The organism is Agromyces binzhouensis (assembly GCF_042672355.1).
Classification (GTDB): Bacteria; Actinomycetota; Actinomycetes; order Actinomycetales; family Microbacteriaceae; genus Agromyces; species Agromyces binzhouensis.
In genome coordinates, this window is record NZ_JBHXVJ010000004.1 from 178,763 (window position 1) to 196,372 (window position 17,610).

The 17,610-nt window shown below is 71.1% G+C and carries 13 protein-coding genes; 5 read left to right on the forward strand and 8 right to left on the reverse strand.

Annotation, left to right across the window (positions count from 1 at the left end; all coding sequences use genetic code 11):
* Nucleotides 1–48: 48 nt before the first annotated feature.
* Nucleotides 49–1,422 (reverse strand): ATP-binding protein, encoded by a 1,374-nt coding sequence (locus ACFVHK_RS08665; RefSeq protein ID WP_376928460.1) that lies wholly within the window; start codon nucleotides 1,420–1,422, stop codon nucleotides 49–51.
* A gap of 102 nt (nucleotides 1,423–1,524) precedes the next feature.
* Here ACFVHK_RS08665 and ACFVHK_RS08670 point away from each other — a divergent pair, with 102 nt between their 5' ends.
* Nucleotides 1,525–2,121, forward strand: coding sequence for a GNAT family N-acetyltransferase (locus tag ACFVHK_RS08670; RefSeq protein ID WP_376928461.1), 597 nt, complete (start codon nucleotides 1,525–1,527; stop codon nucleotides 2,119–2,121).
* A 3-nt stretch (nucleotides 2,122–2,124) separates the two neighbouring features.
* On the opposite strand, the gene ACFVHK_RS08675 is transcribed toward ACFVHK_RS08670, so the two are convergent.
* Both ACFVHK_RS08675 and ACFVHK_RS08680 read right to left on the reverse strand, forming a co-directional pair.
* Nucleotides 2,125–3,504 (reverse strand): cryptochrome/photolyase family protein, encoded by a 1,380-nt coding sequence (locus tag ACFVHK_RS08675; RefSeq protein ID WP_376928462.1) that lies wholly within the window; start codon nucleotides 3,502–3,504, stop codon nucleotides 2,125–2,127.
* Nucleotides 3,501–4,859: an MFS transporter gene (locus ACFVHK_RS08680; protein WP_376928463.1), complete on the reverse strand. Its 1,359-nt coding sequence runs from the start codon at nucleotides 4,857–4,859 to the stop codon at nucleotides 3,501–3,503. Before ACFVHK_RS08680 ends, ACFVHK_RS08675 begins: the two co-directional genes overlap by 4 nt.
* A 55-nt stretch (nucleotides 4,860–4,914) precedes the next feature.
* On the opposite strand from ACFVHK_RS08680, the gene ACFVHK_RS08685 reads away from it, so the two are divergent.
* Entirely contained in the window at nucleotides 4,915–5,880 is a 966-nt protein-coding gene (locus ACFVHK_RS08685) for an ArsR/SmtB family transcription factor (protein WP_129235667.1), read from the forward strand.
* A 31-nt stretch (nucleotides 5,881–5,911) separates the two neighbouring features.
* On the opposite strand, the gene ACFVHK_RS08690 is transcribed toward ACFVHK_RS08685, so the two are convergent.
* Nucleotides 5,912–6,865, reverse strand: a complete 954-nt coding sequence (locus ACFVHK_RS08690; protein WP_376928464.1) for an NADP-dependent oxidoreductase — start codon at nucleotides 6,863–6,865, stop codon at nucleotides 5,912–5,914.
* A 267-nt stretch (nucleotides 6,866–7,132) separates the two neighbouring features.
* Here ACFVHK_RS08690 and ACFVHK_RS08695 point away from each other — a divergent pair, with 267 nt between their 5' ends.
* Together ACFVHK_RS08695 and ACFVHK_RS08700 are read left to right on the forward strand one after the other, a co-directional pair.
* A complete protein-coding gene (locus ACFVHK_RS08695) occupies nucleotides 7,133–10,009 on the forward strand; it encodes a bifunctional glycosyltransferase/CDP-glycerol:glycerophosphate glycerophosphotransferase (RefSeq protein ID WP_376928465.1) in 2,877 nt (958 codons plus the stop codon).
* Nucleotides 10,010–10,053: 44 nt separating this feature from the next.
* The gene (locus ACFVHK_RS08700) at nucleotides 10,054–11,508 is read left to right on the forward strand and encodes a hypothetical protein (protein WP_376928466.1); all 1,455 of its coding nucleotides are present in this window, start codon (nucleotides 10,054–10,056) and stop codon (nucleotides 11,506–11,508) included.
* A gap of 65 nt (nucleotides 11,509–11,573) precedes the next feature.
* Here ACFVHK_RS08700 and ACFVHK_RS08705 read toward each other — a convergent pair whose 3' ends face one another.
* From ACFVHK_RS08705 to ACFVHK_RS08720, 4 genes are all read right to left on the reverse strand, one after another.
* Nucleotides 11,574–12,296: a YqaJ viral recombinase family protein gene (locus ACFVHK_RS08705; RefSeq protein WP_129234407.1), complete on the reverse strand. Its 723-nt coding sequence runs from the start codon at nucleotides 12,294–12,296 to the stop codon at nucleotides 11,574–11,576.
* A gap of 55 nt (nucleotides 12,297–12,351) precedes the next feature.
* Nucleotides 12,352–13,590 (reverse strand): ROK family transcriptional regulator, encoded by a 1,239-nt coding sequence (locus tag ACFVHK_RS08710; RefSeq protein ID WP_376928467.1) that lies wholly within the window; start codon nucleotides 13,588–13,590, stop codon nucleotides 12,352–12,354.
* 84 nt (nucleotides 13,591–13,674) lie between these two features.
* Nucleotides 13,675–14,634 (reverse strand): ABC transporter permease, encoded by a 960-nt coding sequence (locus ACFVHK_RS08715; RefSeq protein WP_376928611.1) that lies wholly within the window; start codon nucleotides 14,632–14,634, stop codon nucleotides 13,675–13,677.
* 92 nt (nucleotides 14,635–14,726) lie between these two features.
* Nucleotides 14,727–16,211, reverse strand: a complete 1,485-nt coding sequence (locus ACFVHK_RS08720) for a sugar ABC transporter ATP-binding protein (protein ID WP_376928468.1) — start codon at nucleotides 16,209–16,211, stop codon at nucleotides 14,727–14,729.
* A 336-nt stretch (nucleotides 16,212–16,547) separates the two neighbouring features.
* Between ACFVHK_RS08720 and ACFVHK_RS08725 the strand changes: the two genes are divergently transcribed.
* Nucleotides 16,548–17,555, forward strand: coding sequence for a substrate-binding domain-containing protein (locus ACFVHK_RS08725; protein ID WP_376928469.1), 1,008 nt, complete (start codon nucleotides 16,548–16,550; stop codon nucleotides 17,553–17,555).
* The last annotated feature ends 55 nt before the right edge of the window (nucleotides 17,556–17,610 follow it).

A 17,610-nucleotide genomic window follows, 5' to 3' on the forward strand; every position in this document is an offset into this window, starting at 1 on the left:
CGAGCGGATGCCGCGGGATGGGAAGACCGCGGCATCCGCTTCGTCGTGTCAGCGGAGCGGGACGGGAACGTCGACGCCGCCCTCGGGCGTGACGCGCGAGTTCATCTTCAGCAACGTGGGCGCGGGCACGAACCCGCCCGCGAAGAGCGCCTCGCCCTGCCGGAACCACGGCGACCGCGCGATGAGGCCCGTCGGTGCGTAGCCGAAGTAGGTCGCGAGCCCCTCGAGGTCGATCGGCGAGCTCATCTTCATGAGGGCGAGGTTGTCGCACTGCGAGATGATCCCCGGATGCACCTTCGATGGCCGCTGCGTCGAGAGCAGCAGCCACAGGCCGAACTTCCGGCCCTCCGCGGCGATCTGCACGAGGCGCTCGCGTACGGCGATCGCGACGGGGGAGTCGAGCTGCGGCGAGCAGAGGTTGTGCGCCTCGTCGATCACGAGCAGCACCGGACGGCGCTCCTCGCGCCTCGCCCAGAGCTCGTCGAGCACCGCGAGCGCCACGACGAGCTGCTGCTCGGGCGTCGAGAATCCGCCGAGGTCGAGCACCGTGGCATCCGGTCGCTCGTCGATGACGTCGGTCGCCGCGCGATCCGTGCCGGCCCACACCTCCCATCCCATGAGCCCGAGGTTCTCGATGCGCAGCGCCAGCTCGCGCTTGACCGGGTCGTCGGACGAGCCGAGCGTGGGGAGGATCGCACCCAGGTCGGTCGTGTCGAGCGTCTCGCGCAGGTGCACGAGCGCGTTGTACTCCTGCCGGTCCGCGACCGGATCCAGCTGCAGCACCGCGGCCTTCGAGGCCATCGGCATCCCCACGAACCGGGCGCGCAGCGGCTCGGACCCGGGCACGTTCGGGCGGAGCACCCGGATGTCGCGCTCGCGCAGGGCATCTGCGGTCGGTCCGGACGCACCCGGGTTCAGCTCGCCGAGCCGCACGAAGTCGGAGTTCGGGTCGAACACGACGACCGGCAGCGCGGTGTGCGCGATGACCTGCTCGAGCACGACCCCGAGCGCGTAGGTCTTGCCGGAGCCGCTCTGCCCGCACCAGAACGTGTGCCGGTTGAAGCGGTGCGGGAGCAGCTTCGCCGGACCGCCCGGGGGCGTCAGGTCGGTGCCGACCTCGAGCGCCGCACCGGTCGCCGCGTGCAGCAGGTCCACGGATGCCGGGTCGACCGCGGCCACGCTCGCGGCGACGAACGGCAGCGTCGCGCGGGTCTCGAGGAGGCCGTCGGCGATGACGCCCAGCAGGCGCCCGCGGAGGTGCCCGCGCTCGTCGTCGCGCTGCTCGACGAGCCCGAGCTGGCGGCGCTCGCCGTCGTCGATCACGACGAGCGCGCCCACGACGAAGCCGTCGACCGGGCCCGGGATGTGGAACGAGCGGCCGTCGTCGGAGCGGGCCGTCACGCGATCGAGGGGAACGTCCATGCGCCGATCCTGCCACCCCGCGGGGGCGTCGAGCACTGCCGTGACACACGAGGCTTCCGGAATCGATGGCCGGATCGCGAGCACCCGGGTAGCGTCAGGCGTGTGACCGTGACGATCCGGCCCGCGACGGCGGGCGATGCCGAGGCCCTCGCGCGCCTGGCGGCCGTCACCTTCCCGCTCGCGTGCCCGCCGTCGACGACGGCCGACTCGATCGCCTGGTTCATCGCCGAGGAGCTCAGCGAGGTGCGATTCGCCGAGTACCTCGTCGACCCCGAGCGGACGATCCTCGTCGCCGAGCCCGATGGCACGAGCGGGGCGGGCATCGCGCTGGCCGACGCCCAGGAGGTCGCCGCCACGGGCGGACTGGTCGGCTGGTCGATGCTGGTGTCCACCGAGGGTGGGGTGCCGGCCGACGAGGACGCCGCGGCCAGCGTCTCGACGCGTCCGGCGATCGAGCTCAGCAAGATGTACGTGCACCCGGTCGCCCACGGGGCCGGCATCGCCGGCTCGCTGATGGACGAGACCCTCGCGGCCGCAGCGGCGACGGGTGCGGCGGTCGTGTGGCTCGGCGTGAACCAGGAGAACCGCCGCGCCATCCGCTTCTACGAGAAGCAGGGCTTCGAGGTGGTCGGCACGAAGGGGTTCCGCCTCGGGGACCGGGTCGAGCACGACCACGTGCTCGAGCGCGCGCTGCGGTAGCGGCTACTTCGCGGCCTTCACGCGCTCGTACGCCGCGAGCGCCGCGGCCCGCGTCTCCTTCAGGTCGACGATCGGCTCGGGATACCCGTCGGAGTCGAGCTCCGGCAGCCATCGCCCGACGTACCGGTCGTGGGGGTCGAACTTCGCCCGCTGCAGCTCGGGGTTGAACACGCGGAAGTACGGCGCGGCATCCGCCCCGGAGCCCGCGACCCACTGCCAGCCGAACGGGTTCGAGGCGTGATCGGCGTCGACGAGCGTGTCCCAGAACCACTGCTCGCCCCGACGCCAGTCGATGAGCAGGTTCTTCGTGAGGAAGGACGCGGTGATCATGCGCGCGCGGTTGTGCATGCTCCCGGTGTGCCAGAGCTCGCGCATCGCGGCGTCGACGACGGGCACGCCCGTCCGGCCGCGTTCCCACGCCGTGAGCGCGGTCGGGTGCAGTCGCGGCCACGGGAACGCGTCGAACTCCTCGCGCCAGTTGCGGGTCGCGAGGTCGGGGAAGTGGAAGAGCACGTGCCAGGCGAATTCGCGCCATCCGACCTCGGCGAGGAACTTGCGCGCGCCCGCGGTGCCCGCGGCGCGTTCGCGGGTCGCGTGCCAGACCTGGTGCGGGCTGAGCTCGCCCCATCGCAGGCGCGGCGAGAGCCGGCTCGTCGCCTCGCGATCGAGGCGGTCGCGCGAGGCGGCGTAGTCGGCGAGGTCCGCGGCGAGGAAGTCGCGCAGCCGCCGGTGCGCTCCGCGTTCGCCGGGCTCCCACGTCTCGCGGAGTCCGCCCGCCCAGTCCGGGTGCGTCGGGAGCAGCTCCCAGTCGTCGAGGTCGTCACCGGCCGGGCCGCCTCGCCCGTCGGCACCGCCGTAGCCGTCGAGCTCCGCGGGTGCGTGCAGCGGATGCCGCGGCTCGTCGGCCGCGAGGCACGCCTTCCAGAACGGGGTGAAGACCGAGAACGGCGTGCCCGATGCGGTGCGGATCGTCCACGGTTCGAACAGCAGTGACGCGCCGAAGCTCCGCACCTCGAGCCCCGCGTCGGAGAGGTCGGACTTCAGGTCGGCGTCGATCTCGCGCTCCGCACCGCCGTAGCGGCGGTTCCAGAAGACGGCGCCGGCGCCGACCTCGTCGACGAGCGTGCGGATGACCCGGCCCGCAGGCCCACGTCGGAGCACGAGGCGCACGCCGCGATCGCGCAGATCGCCTGAGAGCGAGGCCAGCGAGTGGTGCAGCCACCACTTCGCGGCTCCGCCGAGCGGGCGCACGCCGCTCGACTCCTCGTCGAGCACGTACACCGCGACGATCGGCTCGCCGCGTTCGACCGCGGCATGCAACGCCGGATGGTCGCCCACGCGGAGGTCGTCGCGGAACCAGACGATCGACGGCGTGGCGGTCATGGTCCGACGCTAGCCGAGGCCGCCGTCGCCGCTGCTGGGGGTTGACTGGGCATCCGGTCGACGCCGCGTGCGGCGGACCGGGCGATCGCCCACGTGCCGAGGCCCGAGGCGAGGAAGATCGCGCCGAGCACCACCCAGCCGGCGAGCCCGTGCTCGAGCGCGGTCGCGGTGACGACGAGCGGCGCGCACATCGCGCCGAGCGAGTAGCCCATGCCGAACACGCCCTGGTAGGTCCCGGCGCGGACGGGGTCGGCGAGCTCGAAGCCGAGTCCCCAGCCGCCGGCCTGCGAGAGGACCTCGGCGAACGCGTGGGTGAGCGCCGCGAGGAGCACGACCGCCACGGCGCCCCAGGCGGGCAGTCCTGCCGAGAGCGCGTAGACGACGCAGGCGGCGGCCATGAGCCAGGCGGCGATCGCCGAGACGCGGCCCGCGACGCGCACGTCGTGGGTGCCGCGCGAGAGCGGCACCTGGAACAGCACGACGATCGCGGTGTTGAGGATCAGCACGGCGGACACGACGACCGTGGGTGCCTCGGTGGCATGCGCCACCCAGAGCGGGACCCCGACGTTCGTGACGGCGAACTGCATGCCGAACACCGCGCTGAGCAGCGTCAGCAGCAGGTAGCGGGGGTCGCGCCAGGGGGAGTGGGCGCGCAGCGCGATGCGCTCTGCGCGGCGGGAGGCCGCGGCATCCGTCGACCCGGTGGCCGTGCTCACGGGCTCGGCCGCGCGCGGCGCGGGCGCGTCGACCGATCGGGGCAGCCGGACGAGTTGCGTCACGCCCAGGAGGGAGGTCAAGCCGGCGATCACGATCGTCGCCCGATACGCCTCCGGCGTCCCGAGTACGAGTGCGAGGGCGCCGATGCTGGATCCGACCGCGATCGAGACGTTCGTGACGGCCCGCAGCGTCGCGCGGGCGCCGACCTGGGCCTCGCCGGTGAACGCGCGGGCGATGATCGCACTGCGGGTCGAGTTCGCGGCCTGGTCGACCGCTCCGACGGCCACCGCGATGACGAGCGCGGTCGCGAGGTCGCTCGCGAAGACGTACGCGATGAGCCCGAGGCCGTCGGCGATCGAGAGCCCGATGAGCAGGCGCCGGGCCGGCACGCGATCGGCGAGCCATCCGCCGGTGAACGACGAGAGCACGCCGGCCGCGCTCGCGAGCGTCAGCACCAGCGCGACCTCGTGCGCGGGCAGGCCGACGACGAACGTGAAGTAGAGGACGGTGACGGTGAGGAAGATCCCGCGCCCGACGCGGCCGATGAGCGTGGCGACCACGAGCGCGCGGAGGACGGGGTCGGCGAGGGAGTCGAGGACGCGCGAGCGGGACGACGGTCGAGGGGGTGCGGTGGTCACGGTTCCGTTCTCGCAGGGCCGCGGCGGCGGTGGAATCGATGTAGCGTTGTGCTACATGTTGCGCTACGTGCTCGACGAGCAGGACGTCGCCGCCGTCCGCTTCGGCATCTCCCCGCTGTGCGAGCTCGGCCTGTCGCTCCGCGCCGTCCACGCACCCGAGTGGTTCCCGCTGCAACTGCCGTGGGTCCGGCGCACCGAGGCCTCGCGCGCCGACCTCGACCACGCGGCGCTCGACGCGCTCATCGACGATCGCATGTGGACGCCGGACTTCCTCAACCCGCGACCGTCATCCCCGCTCACGCGGCTCGACGACGAGCTCGCCGCACTGCGCGACCTGCCCGCAGACCGGTTCCACGCCGACCTCGTGGCGGTGCACGGCCGCGTGCCCGACGCGCTCGCCGGCCCGCCGAGGGCGGCGATCGGTCGCATGGTCGCGGCACTCGAGGAACTCTGGGCGGCGAGCTTCGCTCCGTACTGGTCGCGCATGCGCGCGGTCCTCGAGGCCGACGTCGTGCACCGCGGGCGGCAGATCGCGCAGCAGGGACTCGGCGCGATGCTGAACGGGCTCACCGCGACGGTCGACTTCGACGGCGACGTGCTGCGGGTGCGGCTCCGGGACCCGCGCGACCGCACCCAGGCGATCGTGGGCACGGGCCTCACGCTCGTGCCGACGATGTTCACGCGGCGCGCCTCGGCGCCGGTCGGCGACGGGCCGCCGATGCTCATGTACCCCGCACGCGGGCAGGGGGCCCTGTGGGAGGCCGAGCGGGTCGCGAATCCGGCGGCGCTGGCCGGCATCCTCGGCGACACCCGGGCCTCGCTCCTGGCGGCGCTCGGTGATCCGGCGTCCTCGACCGAACTGGGCGTCCGCTTCGGCGTCACGCCGAGCGCCGTGAACCAGCACCTGCGCGCGCTCCGGGACGCGGGCCTGCTCTCGAGCGCGCGTCACGGCCGGAGCGTCCTCTACCTGCGCAGCGAGCTGGGGTCCGCACTGCTGGAGGGTGCGCTGCCCGCGTCGTGACCGCGCGCGTCGACGCATCGCCCGGGGCCGGCTACTCCGGGTCGTCGGCCACGCGCAGCACGAGCTTGCCGCGCACGTGACCCCCGCCGAGTCGCGTGTGCGCGGTCTCGCCCTGGTCGAGCGGGAAGACCTCGTCGACGTGGACGCGGATGGCGCCGTCGTCGACGAGGCGTGAGATCACCGACAGCGTGCGCGCGTCGGGCGAGACGACGAAGCCCGTCGCGCGGATGCCGCGTGCGGCCGCCTCCTCGGCCATCGTCGGCCACGACTTCGTGGGCACGTTGACGATGAGTCCGCCGCGGCGGATCACGTCGAGCGAGCGCGTGCCGGTGTCGTCGATGACGTTGCCGATGAGGTCGATGACGACGTCCTGTTCGCCGACGACCTCCTCGAACCGCTCCGAGGTGTGGTCGATGACGTGCTGCGCGCCGAGCGACCGGAGGAAATCGGCGTTGCGGGGCGATCCGGTGGCCGTGACCTGGGCGCCGAAGTACGTCGCGAGCTGCACCGCGAAGTGGCCGACCCCGCCGGCGCCCGCGTGGATCAGCATGCGCTGGCCGTCGTGGGCGCGGGCGACGTCGACGACCGCACCCCACGCCGTGAGCGCCGCGCAGGGGATCCCGGCCGCCTCGACGAAGCCCGTCCCGATCGGCATGGGCGCGACCGACATCGACGGGATGCTGACGACCTCGGCGTACGTTCCCGTCATGCGCGGGACGCGGCCCATGCCGTAGACGCGATCGCCGACCTTCAGCGGATGCGCGGCGTACGGGACCTCCTCGACGACGCCCGCGAAGTCGAGGCCGAGGATCGCCGGGTACGACGGGATCGCGGCGGAGACGCCGCGGCCGAGCTTGGTCTTGCGATCGATGGGGTTCACGCCCGCGGCGATCACCCGCACGAGCACCTCGTCCTGCACGCGGAGCGGCTGCGGGACGTCCTCCGCCATGCGGAACACCGCGCCCTCGCCCGTCTCATCGACCACCAGTGCCCGCATCGCGTCCCCCATCCGCTCGGCTCCCGTCGCACCATTCTGCGGCAGATCAGGCGTGCACGCTCGTGCGCGGGTCCGGACGGCGCCGGAGGAAGATGCGACGTCCGCGCCCTCGTGCTCTCGGTGTCCGACGTGCAACCTCCCGTCCAGTTGCCGTTCACCCGATTGGTATCATTCTCGGAGCATCGCCTCCGCTTCCCGGTGACCCGATCCCACCCGGAAGGACCCCCCCGCACGGCGGTGCGGAAGGACCCCCGAATGTCTCCGCGCGCGCCACGCATCTCCCTCGTCTCCGCCGTCTACGGCGTCGAGGCGTACCTCCCCGAATTCCTCGACAGCCTCGCGGCGCAGGAGGGCGGGCTCGAGGACACCGAACTCGTCTTCGTCGTCGACGGTTCGCCGGACGACTCGGCCGGCGTCATTCGACGTTGGATCGAGGCGACCGGCCACGACGCCAACCTGATCGTGCAGGACAACGCAGGACCCGGGGCTGCGCGAAACGCCGGTATCGCGGCGTCGACGGGAACGTGGATCGGGTTCCCGGACCCGGACGACGTGCTCGCCCACGGCTACCTCGAGGCGTTCCGTCGGTTCATCGCCGACGGAAGCGCCGCCGGCATCGACTTCGTCGCGGCACGCGCGATGCGGTTCTCCGAGTCCGTGGAATTCGCGCGGGACGACCACGCACTCGGCTATCGCTTCCGGCGAGGGACCAGGATCGCCGCCCCAGCCGAGGATCCCAAGGTGATCCACCTGCAGATCTCCAGCGCCTTCGTCCGCCGCGACGCGCTCCAGGCGTACGCGCCCGAGGGCTTCGATGCGACCGTGCGCCCGACCTTCGAGGACGGCCACCTCATCGCGAAGCTGTGGCTCCGAAGCGGGACGCCCCCGATCGGCCTGCTCGCCGACGCGATCTACTACTACCGCCAGCGCAGCGACGGCACGTCACTGGTGCAGAGCTCGGTCAAGGACCATGCGCGATATCTCGAGCTCCCCCGTCGCGGATACCTGAGCCTCCTCGAGGAGGCCGCAGCCGGAACCGGCGTGCCGAGATGGCTGCAGTACCTCGTCCTCTACGACCTCCAGTGGCCGTTCCGCGAGGACGACGGGATGGCCTCGCTCACGTCCGGGCTCGACCCCGAGGTCAAGTCGGCGTACCTCGACGCCGTGGAGGCGATCCTCCAGCACATCGACGAGGAGGTCATCCTCCAGTTCAATCCGACGTGGATCCCCCAGCCGATCCGCTTGGCCTGGTTCGTGATGAAGACCGGTCGGCTGCCGGACGAGCTCGATGTGCAGGTCACGCGGCTCGACGCACGCGAGCAGCTGGTTCAGCTGCGCTGGTTCCAGGCGGATCGAGCCGTGGACGAACGCCTCCAGCTGGACGGACGCGATGCGGTGCCGGTCCATGCGAAGACCCGCGCCGTCGAGTACTTCGGGCGTGAGATGCTGTTCGAGCGCATCCTCTGGGTGAGCGCGCTGCACGACATCCGGCTGCTCACGCGGGGCGGCACGCGGCTCGAGCGCGTACGGTTCGGGACGGGGGACCTGCCGTACTACGAGGCGACGGTGAACCGCGTCTGGCGCGGTCGCACATCCGGGCTGCCGCGTGGGCATGTGGAGGCGGCCGCGGCCGCGATCGCTCCCCGCCCGGAGATCGTGCCGTGGTCGAAGCCGTTCAGGCGCGCGCGCCTCGCCGTGCGGTGGCGATACCTCGTGACTCGCGATCGTTTCCGTCGCGCCCGCGAGGCGGACCACGAGCGCCGCGATCGGCGAGCGGTGGATCGGGCGATGGGTCGGGAATCCGTGCGGCGACGCTTCGCCGGTGCGTGGGTGCTCATGGATCGTGACGACTTCGCTCGCGACAACGCCGAGGCGCTGTACCGATACCTGCAGGCCGAGCAGCCCCACGTGAACGCCTGGTTCGTGGTCCGAAGGGATTCCCCGGACTATCGTCGGCTCCGCCGGGAGGGCTTCCGTCTGGCAGCGTTCGGCTCACGCAGGCACCGCGTCCTGATGCGATTCGCCGCGAACGTGATCTCCTCCCAGGCGAACGCGTACGTCACAGCTCCCCACGGCCACCGGGAAGCGGGGTTGGGCGATTGGAAGTTCACGTTCCTGCAGCACGGCGTGACGAAGGACGACCTCTCCCGATGGCTCAACCCCAAGCAGATCGACCTGATCCTCGCGTGCACGCGTCCCGAGTACGACGCCTTCGTCGCCGACGGGTCGCAATACGTCTTCACGACGCGTGAAGTCGCACTCACGGGCTTCCCGAGGCACGATGAACTCCGGTCCGTCGCCGACCACGTCCCCGAGCAGGAGCGCGACGTGATCCTGCTCGTCCCGACCTGGCGCAACTACCTGCTCAAGCGCGAGACGGGGATCGGTTCCGCCCGTGAGATCGTGGACGACTTCTGGGAGTCGTCGTACATCACGAACTGGACTGCGCTCGCGGCCGACCCGCGACTCGCCCGACTGGCGGAGCGGACCGGCTCCCGGATCGTGTTCGCCCCGCACCCGAACCTCCAGGCTCACCTCCGTCCCGAGCACCTTCCGGCGCACGTCGAGTACTTCTCCTACGCGGATGCCGACATCAAGTCGATGATCGTACGGGCGCGGATCGCGGTCACGGACTACTCGTCCCTCGGCACGGAGGCTGCGCTGGTCGGCGTGCCGCTGGTGTACTTCCAGTTCGACCGCGAGGAGTTCTTCACGGGAGCCCACGCCTACCGTCCGGGGTACTTCCGCGCCGAACGCGACGGCTACGGACCCATGGTCGAGGACCTGGACTCGGCGGTCGCAGCGATCGACCGGCTGCTCGGCGACGCCGAGTTCTCGCGCCGCTACCTGGAGCGGGTCGAGTCGGATTTCCGGTACCGCGACACCCGCAACAGTGAGCGTGCGTACCGCGCCATCGCGTCGCTCGATCGTCCGTGGTACGACCGGGATCCCGGTCTGTTCGACGGCTCGACCGTGGAGTACGAGGCGGTGGGGGAGTCGGGCGCGACGGAGGAGGCGTCGAGCACGCGGATCGAAGAACCGACGGCACCGGACGAACCGGCATCGGCCGGGTCGGGGATTCCCGAACCGGCGGCCGCCGAGTCTGCGGATTCCGAGATGGCGCCGGCGTGATGCGCTCCGAATCCCGGCTTCTCGTGCGGCGTTCCGCGCCGGTGATGCGGGGCCCGCTCTGGCGGTTCCGGAACCTCCTCCGCAACATCCTGCTGATGCCGGGCCGCGTCAAGGAACTCCATGAGATCGCGATCGAGACGCAGCACCTCATGCTGCGCGAGCTGCAGGGCCAGCGGGACCTCACCAAGGTGACGCTCGCCCGCACCGCGGAACTCCAGGTGCCGGCCGCGTGGGCCGACGGTCCGATCCGCGTCCTGCTGCTCATCCACTACCCGGAGGCCTGGGCATCGCTCGCGGGTGTCCACCGTGCGCTCGAGGCGGACGCGCGGTTCGCGGTGACCGTCGCGACGATTCCGCGCCGGTTCCCCGGGGCCGACCGCTTCGCCGGAGAGGACGTCACCCATGCGGCGCTCGCGGCGAGCGGCGTACCTCACATCCGGCTCGACTTCGCCGATTCCTTCGAGTCGCTCGATGTGGTGCGAGCACTTCGGCCGCACTTGGTCTTCCGACAGTCGCAGTGGGATTCGGACGTGCCGCCGGCGTTCTCCGCGCAGGCGCTCGGGTTCACGCGCCTCTGCCTCGTCCCGTACGAGACCATGAACCTCATCGAGAACGTGCGGCATGACGCGTCGCCGACGGACTCAGCAGTGGACGCTCCCTACCATCGGGCAGCCTGGCGGATCTTCTGCGCGAACGACGAGGTGAGGTCGGCCGCGGCGTCGAACGGCACACTCGGCGCGGACCGATTCGTCGTGACCGGACATCCGAAGGCCGCCTCGATCGGCAATGCGGCCCCGCACTGGCCGGTGTCCCAGGGCGACGGGCGGCGGGGACGCATCGTCTGGTCCGCGCACCACAGCATCGGCGAGCATTGGACGCGGTTCGGGATGTTCCACCGCATGCACCGGCGGATGCTCCTCTTCGCCGCCTCCCGACCTGACCTCGAGTTCGTGTTCATGCCGCATCCGATGCTGCCGAGCTACGTCGGGCATCCGGATTCCCCGACCGGACGTCGCGAGTTCGCCGCGTTCGTCGACGACTGGGACCGCCTCCCCAACACCGCGCGGTACACGGGCCCCGACTACGCCGGCGTGCTGCGCGCCGCCGATGCGGTGATCACGGACGGGATCAGCATGCTCATCGAGCCTCAGATCGTCCGGCGTCCGGTCGTGTTCATCGAGCGGGACGATCACCGGCCGTTCAACGCGACGGGAAGGGCGGTCATACGCGGGGTCCACAGCCATCACGACATCGAGTCGGCGATCGAGGCGGTCGCCCGATTCGCGCTCGGCGGGCCGGATCCGCTGTCGGAACTGCAGGAGCACAATGTCCGGATGCTGTTCGCGCACCCCGATCCCGAGCGCCGCATCATCGACGCGATCATCGGCGGCCTGCAGCGGGAATCGGGCGGGTCGGCCACGCTCGCGCCGGTGATTCCCATCGGCGATGCGATCGATACGGAGCCGGAAGCGGGCCCGGACCGCGTCACGGCCGGCTGAGCCGGAGCTCCACGACCTCGCGCACCGGCTGCGGTCGGCGCCCAGCCCGTGCAGGAGCACGAAGCTCACGCGAGCGGCCCCGGGCGGTAGAAGGAACGGTCGGCGCCGCCGCCGACGCGAGCCGGTTCGCCGGGGGACTGGGGCCGGATGGCCTCGAGCAGCATGCCGGCCAGGCGCACGAGCTGCGCGATCTGGTCCTCGTCGCGGTCGACCCATCGGCACTGCGGGTCGCCGATCGGCACGAAGCCGTCGTGCTGCTCCCAGACGACGAGCGTGCGCTCGGCGCCGAGCACGTACTGCTGCCACCACACCTGCCGCAGGTAGCCGCGCGGGATGCCGCGCCACGGCTTCGACGTGGTCTTGATCTCGCAGAGCTCGAGCGTGCCGTCGCCGAGCACCTTGAGCCCGTCGGGCGTAGCGAGATGGCGGCGGTCGGACTCGGCGTGGAAGAGCAGGCTCGACGGGGCGATGCCGTGCTCGGCGCGGGCCCAGCGGGCGATGACCGGTTCGCGCTCCCTGCCGTGGTCGGTGTAGCGGCTGCCGCCGAATCCGCGACTGCGGCCGTCGTGGAGCTTCTCGTTCGCCGCGGCGCGGACGGATGACTCCGACGCGAGCTTCGCTGCATCCGTCGCCGTCACGCCCCGGGCGCGCGCCCGGAGCCACGCCACCCGGTCGCCCGAGTCGGCGACGATGCGGGTCTCGTGCGGCAGCGGCGGCTGGCGCAGCGCCGACGCGACGCGGGGTGCGACCGACTCGAGGTCGAACAGCGCGAAGGGGGTGTCGGTCACCCGACCACGGTACCCCCGGCCGCCCCCGGACGACGCGTGCGGCGGACGCGCGGCGCTACTTCACCGCGCGGAGCGCGCCGCCCGCGGACTGCGCGATCATCGCCTCGATGTTCGCCGGCGAGAGCGAGTGGTGGATGGCGAGCATGCTCGCGCCCAGGACCGCGGCATCCGCGCCCGTCTGCGACAGCGTGATGTGCAGCGACTCGGTCGCGAGCGGCATCGAGCGGCGGTACACGACCTCGCGCACGCCGGCGATGAGGTGCTCGCCGGCCTCGGCCATCGAGCCGCCGAGCACGATCACGGACGGGTTCATCAGGCTGAGGCAGGTCGTGAGCACCTCGCCGATGTCGCGGCCGGCCTGGCGGACCGCCTGGATGGCGTTCACGTTGCCGTTCTTGACCAGGTCGACGACGTCGCGCGAGTTGCTCGCCGGGATGCCGGCCGCCGTGAGGGCGCGTGCGATGGCGCTTCCCGAGGCGAGCGCCTCGAGGCATCCGAAGTTGCCGCAGTTGCAGGCGATCTCGGCGCCGCGGGAGACGTAGACGTGGCCGATGTCGCCTGCGGTGCCCTGCGCGCCGCGCTGGAGGAACCCGCCGGAGATGACGCCCGCGCCGATGCCGGTCGCGATCTTCACGAAGAGCAGGTGGTCGGTGTCGGGCCACGCCTTCTCGCGCTCGCCGAGCGCCATGATGTTCACGTCGTTGTCGACGAGCACGGGAACGTCGATCTCCTGGCGGATCCACCCGGCGATGTCGAAGCGGTCCCATCCGGGCATGATCGGCGGGTTGATCGGCCGGCCGGTGCTGAACTCGACCGGGCCGGGGACGCCGACGCCGATCGCGAGCAGGTCGCCGGTCCGTCGACCGGTGTGCTCGATGAGCTCGCGGATGACCGTGAGGACCGCGTCGAGCACGACGCGTGGACCCTCGGAGACCGCGATGACCGAGTTCGTCTCCTCGATGATGCGCCCGGTGATGTCGGCGAGCGCGACGCGGATGTGCGATGCGCCGATGTCGACCCCGACGACGAACCGCTCGCTCGCCGTGATCGCGAAGAGGGACGACGGCCGGCCCCCCGTCGAGGCGGCCTCGCCGACCGGGCCGACGAGGCCCAGGTCGGTGAGGGCGTCGATGCGCATCGCCACCGTCGTGCGTGCGAGCCCGGTGATCGAGGCGAGCTCGCTCCGCGTGCGCGGTTGACCGTCGCGCAGGATCTGGAAGAGATCGCTCATCGCGGTCGAGCCCAGCGCGTTCACGTGGGGTCGCGCGTCGGCGTTCGCGCTTACGTCAACCATCCGTCGATTCTCCCATACTCATCGGCGTAACTCGCATGCACATGCATCCACCGGAATACGTCCGGCGACGTATCGGCGCTGCGGCTAATGCGACTTCGAACCCTGCCCGGCGAACCGCTGCTGCAGGAGCACCGCGACCACGATGATCACGCCCTTCGCGACCGCCTGCACGGACGTCGAGAGGTTGTTCTGCGTGAACACGTTCGTCAGCGTCGCGAAGATCAGGACGCCGAACACGGTGCCCGTGATCGTGCCGCGTCCGCCGACGAGGAGGGTGCCGCCGACCACGACCGCGGCGATCGCGTCGAGCTCGTAGAGCTGACCGTGCGTGGAGGTCCCCGCAGTGGTACGGCCGAGGATCATGACCGCGGCGATGCCCGCCGTCAGCCCGGCGAGCGCGTACAGGTACATCGTGTGGCGGCGGACCGCGAGACCCGCGAGGCGCGCCGCCTCGCGGTTGCCGCCGATCGCGACCGTCCGGCGGCCGAACGTCGTGCGGTTGAGGAGGATCCATCCGGCGACCGCGACGAGCACGAAGATCCAGATCAGCATGTCGATGCCGAGCAGGTCCATGTTCATGAACTCGATGAACTCGGGGATCCGCACGACCTGGGTCGTCCGGTTCGCCAGGATCTCGGCGAGGCCGCGCGCGGCCACGAGCATCGCCAGCGTCGCCATGAAGGCGACGACCTTGCCGTAGGCGATGACGAAGCCGTTGAGGAAGCCGGCCGCGAGGCCGACCGCGAGGGCGGTGAAGACCATCACGAGCCAGGTCGAGTTCTCGGCGAGCGCCTGGACGGCGGACAGCGTCGCGACCACCGATGCGAGGCCCATCACGGAGCCCACCGACAGGTCGATGCCGCCGCCGATGATGACGAACGTCATGCCGACCGAGATGACGCCGATGATCGAGGCGAGCCGGACGATGACGAGGATGTTGTCGATGTTCGTGAAGCGGTCGCCCGCGGTGATCGCGCCGACGACGAAGAGCGCGGCCAGGGCGAGGATCAGGCCGAGGTTCCGGCCGACGGAGCCGCTCAGCAGGCTCCTCGCGGTGAACCGGCGCCGCTGCTCCGGCGGCTCCGGTGATGCGGGGCCGGATTCGGCCTGGGCGATGGTCGGGGACTGGGACTCGCTCACGCGGCGGTTCCTTTCATGACGAGGTCGAGCACCTGGTGCTCGTCGATCTGGTCTGACTTCACTGTCGTGAGGATGCGGCCGTCCCCGACGACGAGGACGGTGTCGGCGAGTCCGAGCACCTCCTCGATCTCGCTGGACACGACGACGACGGCGTCGCCGTTCGCTGCGAGCTCGCGGATGAGGGCGTAGATCTCGGCGCGGGCGCCGACGTCCACGCCGCGCGTCGGCTCGTCGAGGAGGAGCACGGACGTGCGGTTGACGAGCCAGCGCGCCAACAGGATCTTCTGCTGGTTGCCGCCCGAGAGCGTGCGGGCCGGCCGGTCGGGATCGGCGGGGCGGAGCTCCAGCGCGTCGATCTGCTCGGCCGCGATGCGGCGCTCGCGGCGCTCGTCGACGAACCCGCCGCGGGCGAACCTCGCGAACGAGGAGAGCGTGACGTTCCGGAAGATCGGTTCGTCGAGGAGCAGGCCCTGGCTCTTGCGCTCCTCCGGCGACAGCCCGATCCCCGCCTTGACCGCATCGCGGACCGAGCCGCGGCGGAGTTCGCGGCCGTTCGCCCGGACGGTGCCGGTGGTCGCGCGCCGTGCGCCGTAGATCGTCTCGAGGATCTCCGATCGGCCCGAGCCGACGAGGCCCGCGAGTCCGACGATCTCGCCCGCCCGGACCGTGAAGGCCACGTCGTGGAAGACGCCCTCGAGCGAGAGGTCCTCGACCTCGAGTGCCAGCGGCGCGTCGTCGGGGATCGGCGTGGCCGGCGGGAAGACGTTCTCGACCTCGCGGCCGGTCATGCGCCGGATGAGCTCGGACGTGGGCGTCTCGGAGACGTCGAGGCCGTTCGCGGTGCTGCGCCCGTCCTTCAGGACCGTGATGCGATCTCCGATCTCCCGGATCTCCTCCAGTCGGTGCGTGATGTACACGACCGCGATGCCCGCGTTCGTGAGCTCGCGGACGACCCGGAAGAGGTTCTTCACCTCTTCGCCGTCGAGCACCGCGGAGGGCTCGTCCATGATGATGAGCCGCGTGTCGTGCGAGAGCGCGCGGGCCATGCTGACGATCTGCTTGTTCGCCGCGCTCAGCGTCCCGACCTCGCGCGACGGCGGCAGGTCCCCGTGGCCCAGTCGGTCGAGCAGCTGCCGGGTGCGTTCGTTGGCCTCGCCGGCGCGGAGGAAGCCGCCCACGGAGAGTTCGTGTCCGAGGAAGATGTTCTCGGCGATGGTCAGCCCGTCGACGACGTCGAGTTCCTGGTACATCGTGGCGATGCCGAGTTCGATCGCGTCCTGGGGGGAGTGCAGCGAGACCCGCTCGCCGTTCCACTCGATCGTGCCCGAGTCGGGGATGTGCGCCCCGGCGAGCGTCTTGATCAGCGTCGACTTGCCTGCGCCGTTCTGGCCGAGGATGCAGTGGACTTCGCCAGCGGCGATCTCGAGGTCGACGTTCTTCAGCGCCTGCACGCCGGAGAAGTTCTTCGAGATGCCGGTCATGCGGAGTAATGCCGGAAGATGGTCGTCTTTGATCACTTGGGAATCATAACCGGAACTCGCGATGTCGCAAGTGGTTTCGTCGAAATCAGGTCGAGAATCCTCTGGCACATGCGGCCATGCGCCTGGGTGGGCGCCCCATCACTTATAACGCGATACAAACATAAGTTGCGCAGAGTCGGCTACCTTCTGCTACGCTCACGAAACGTCAGCGTGGACTCCGTTGGGTGTGGTGGCACCCGGATGGATACGAGGTCCATCTGGCGGTGCTGCGTCACATCCAATGAGAGGACTACACGAATGAGTGTCACCCGCACTTCACGAGCCCGCATGCTGGTCATGGCGGGCGCATCCCTGGCGGTCGCCGGCCTGCTGGCCGGCTGCACGGCGGGCGGATCCGAGTCGAACATCACGGAGAACCAGAACTCCGCCGAGGAGAACGCCGAGGCGGGCGACACGGTCGTCATCGGCTTCTCGGGCCCCGCGGCCGACCACGGTTGGCTGGGAGCGATCAACTCGGCGGCCATCGCCGCCGCCGAGAGCTACCCCGACGTCGAGCTCCGCGTCGCGGAGGGGACGAACGACGCCAACCTCCAGATCAGCCAGGTCGAGACGTTCGTCAACGACGGCGTCGACGCCATCGTGCTGCTGCCGACCGACGGCGCCGCACTCACCGAGGCGGCGACCGCGGCGATGGAGGCCGGGATCCCGGTCATCAACGTCGACCGCGAGTTCTCCAGCCCCTTCGCCGCACGCGCGACCATCCTGGGCGACAACTACGGCATGGGCGTCAGCGCCGGCACGTACATCTGCGAGCAGCTCGGCGGACAGGACGACGCCGTCGTCGCCGAGATCGCCGGCATCGACTCGCTGCCGCTGACCCAGGACCGCTCGGCGGGCTTCGCCGACGCGCTGTCCGACTGCGGCCTGGAGGTCTCGAACCGCGTCGCCGCGGACTTCACCATCCAGGGCGGCGAGGCCGTGACCTCGCAGCTGCTCTCGGCCGCGCCGGAGATCGACGCGATCTGGAACCACGACGACGACCAGGGCGTCGGCGTCCTCGCGGCCATCGACGCCGCGGGCCGCGACGAGTTCTTCATGGTCGGCGGCGCGGGCAGCGCGAACGCGATGCGCGCCATCCAGTCGGGCGACTCGGTGCTCGAGGCGACCGTCATCTACCCGTCGACGCAGGCGGCCGACGGTATCGCGCTGGCCCGCCTGATCGCTCAGGGCAAGACGATGAGCGACCTCTACACGCCGAGCGTCGCCAACCGGATCGTGCTCGACGCGCCCGTGGTGACTGCGGAGAACGTGGACGAGTACATCCAGTTCGCCTTCGAGTCCTGACCCGATCACCACGTGGCTGGGCGCCCTTCGGGGCGCCCAGCCTCCCCTACCCAGA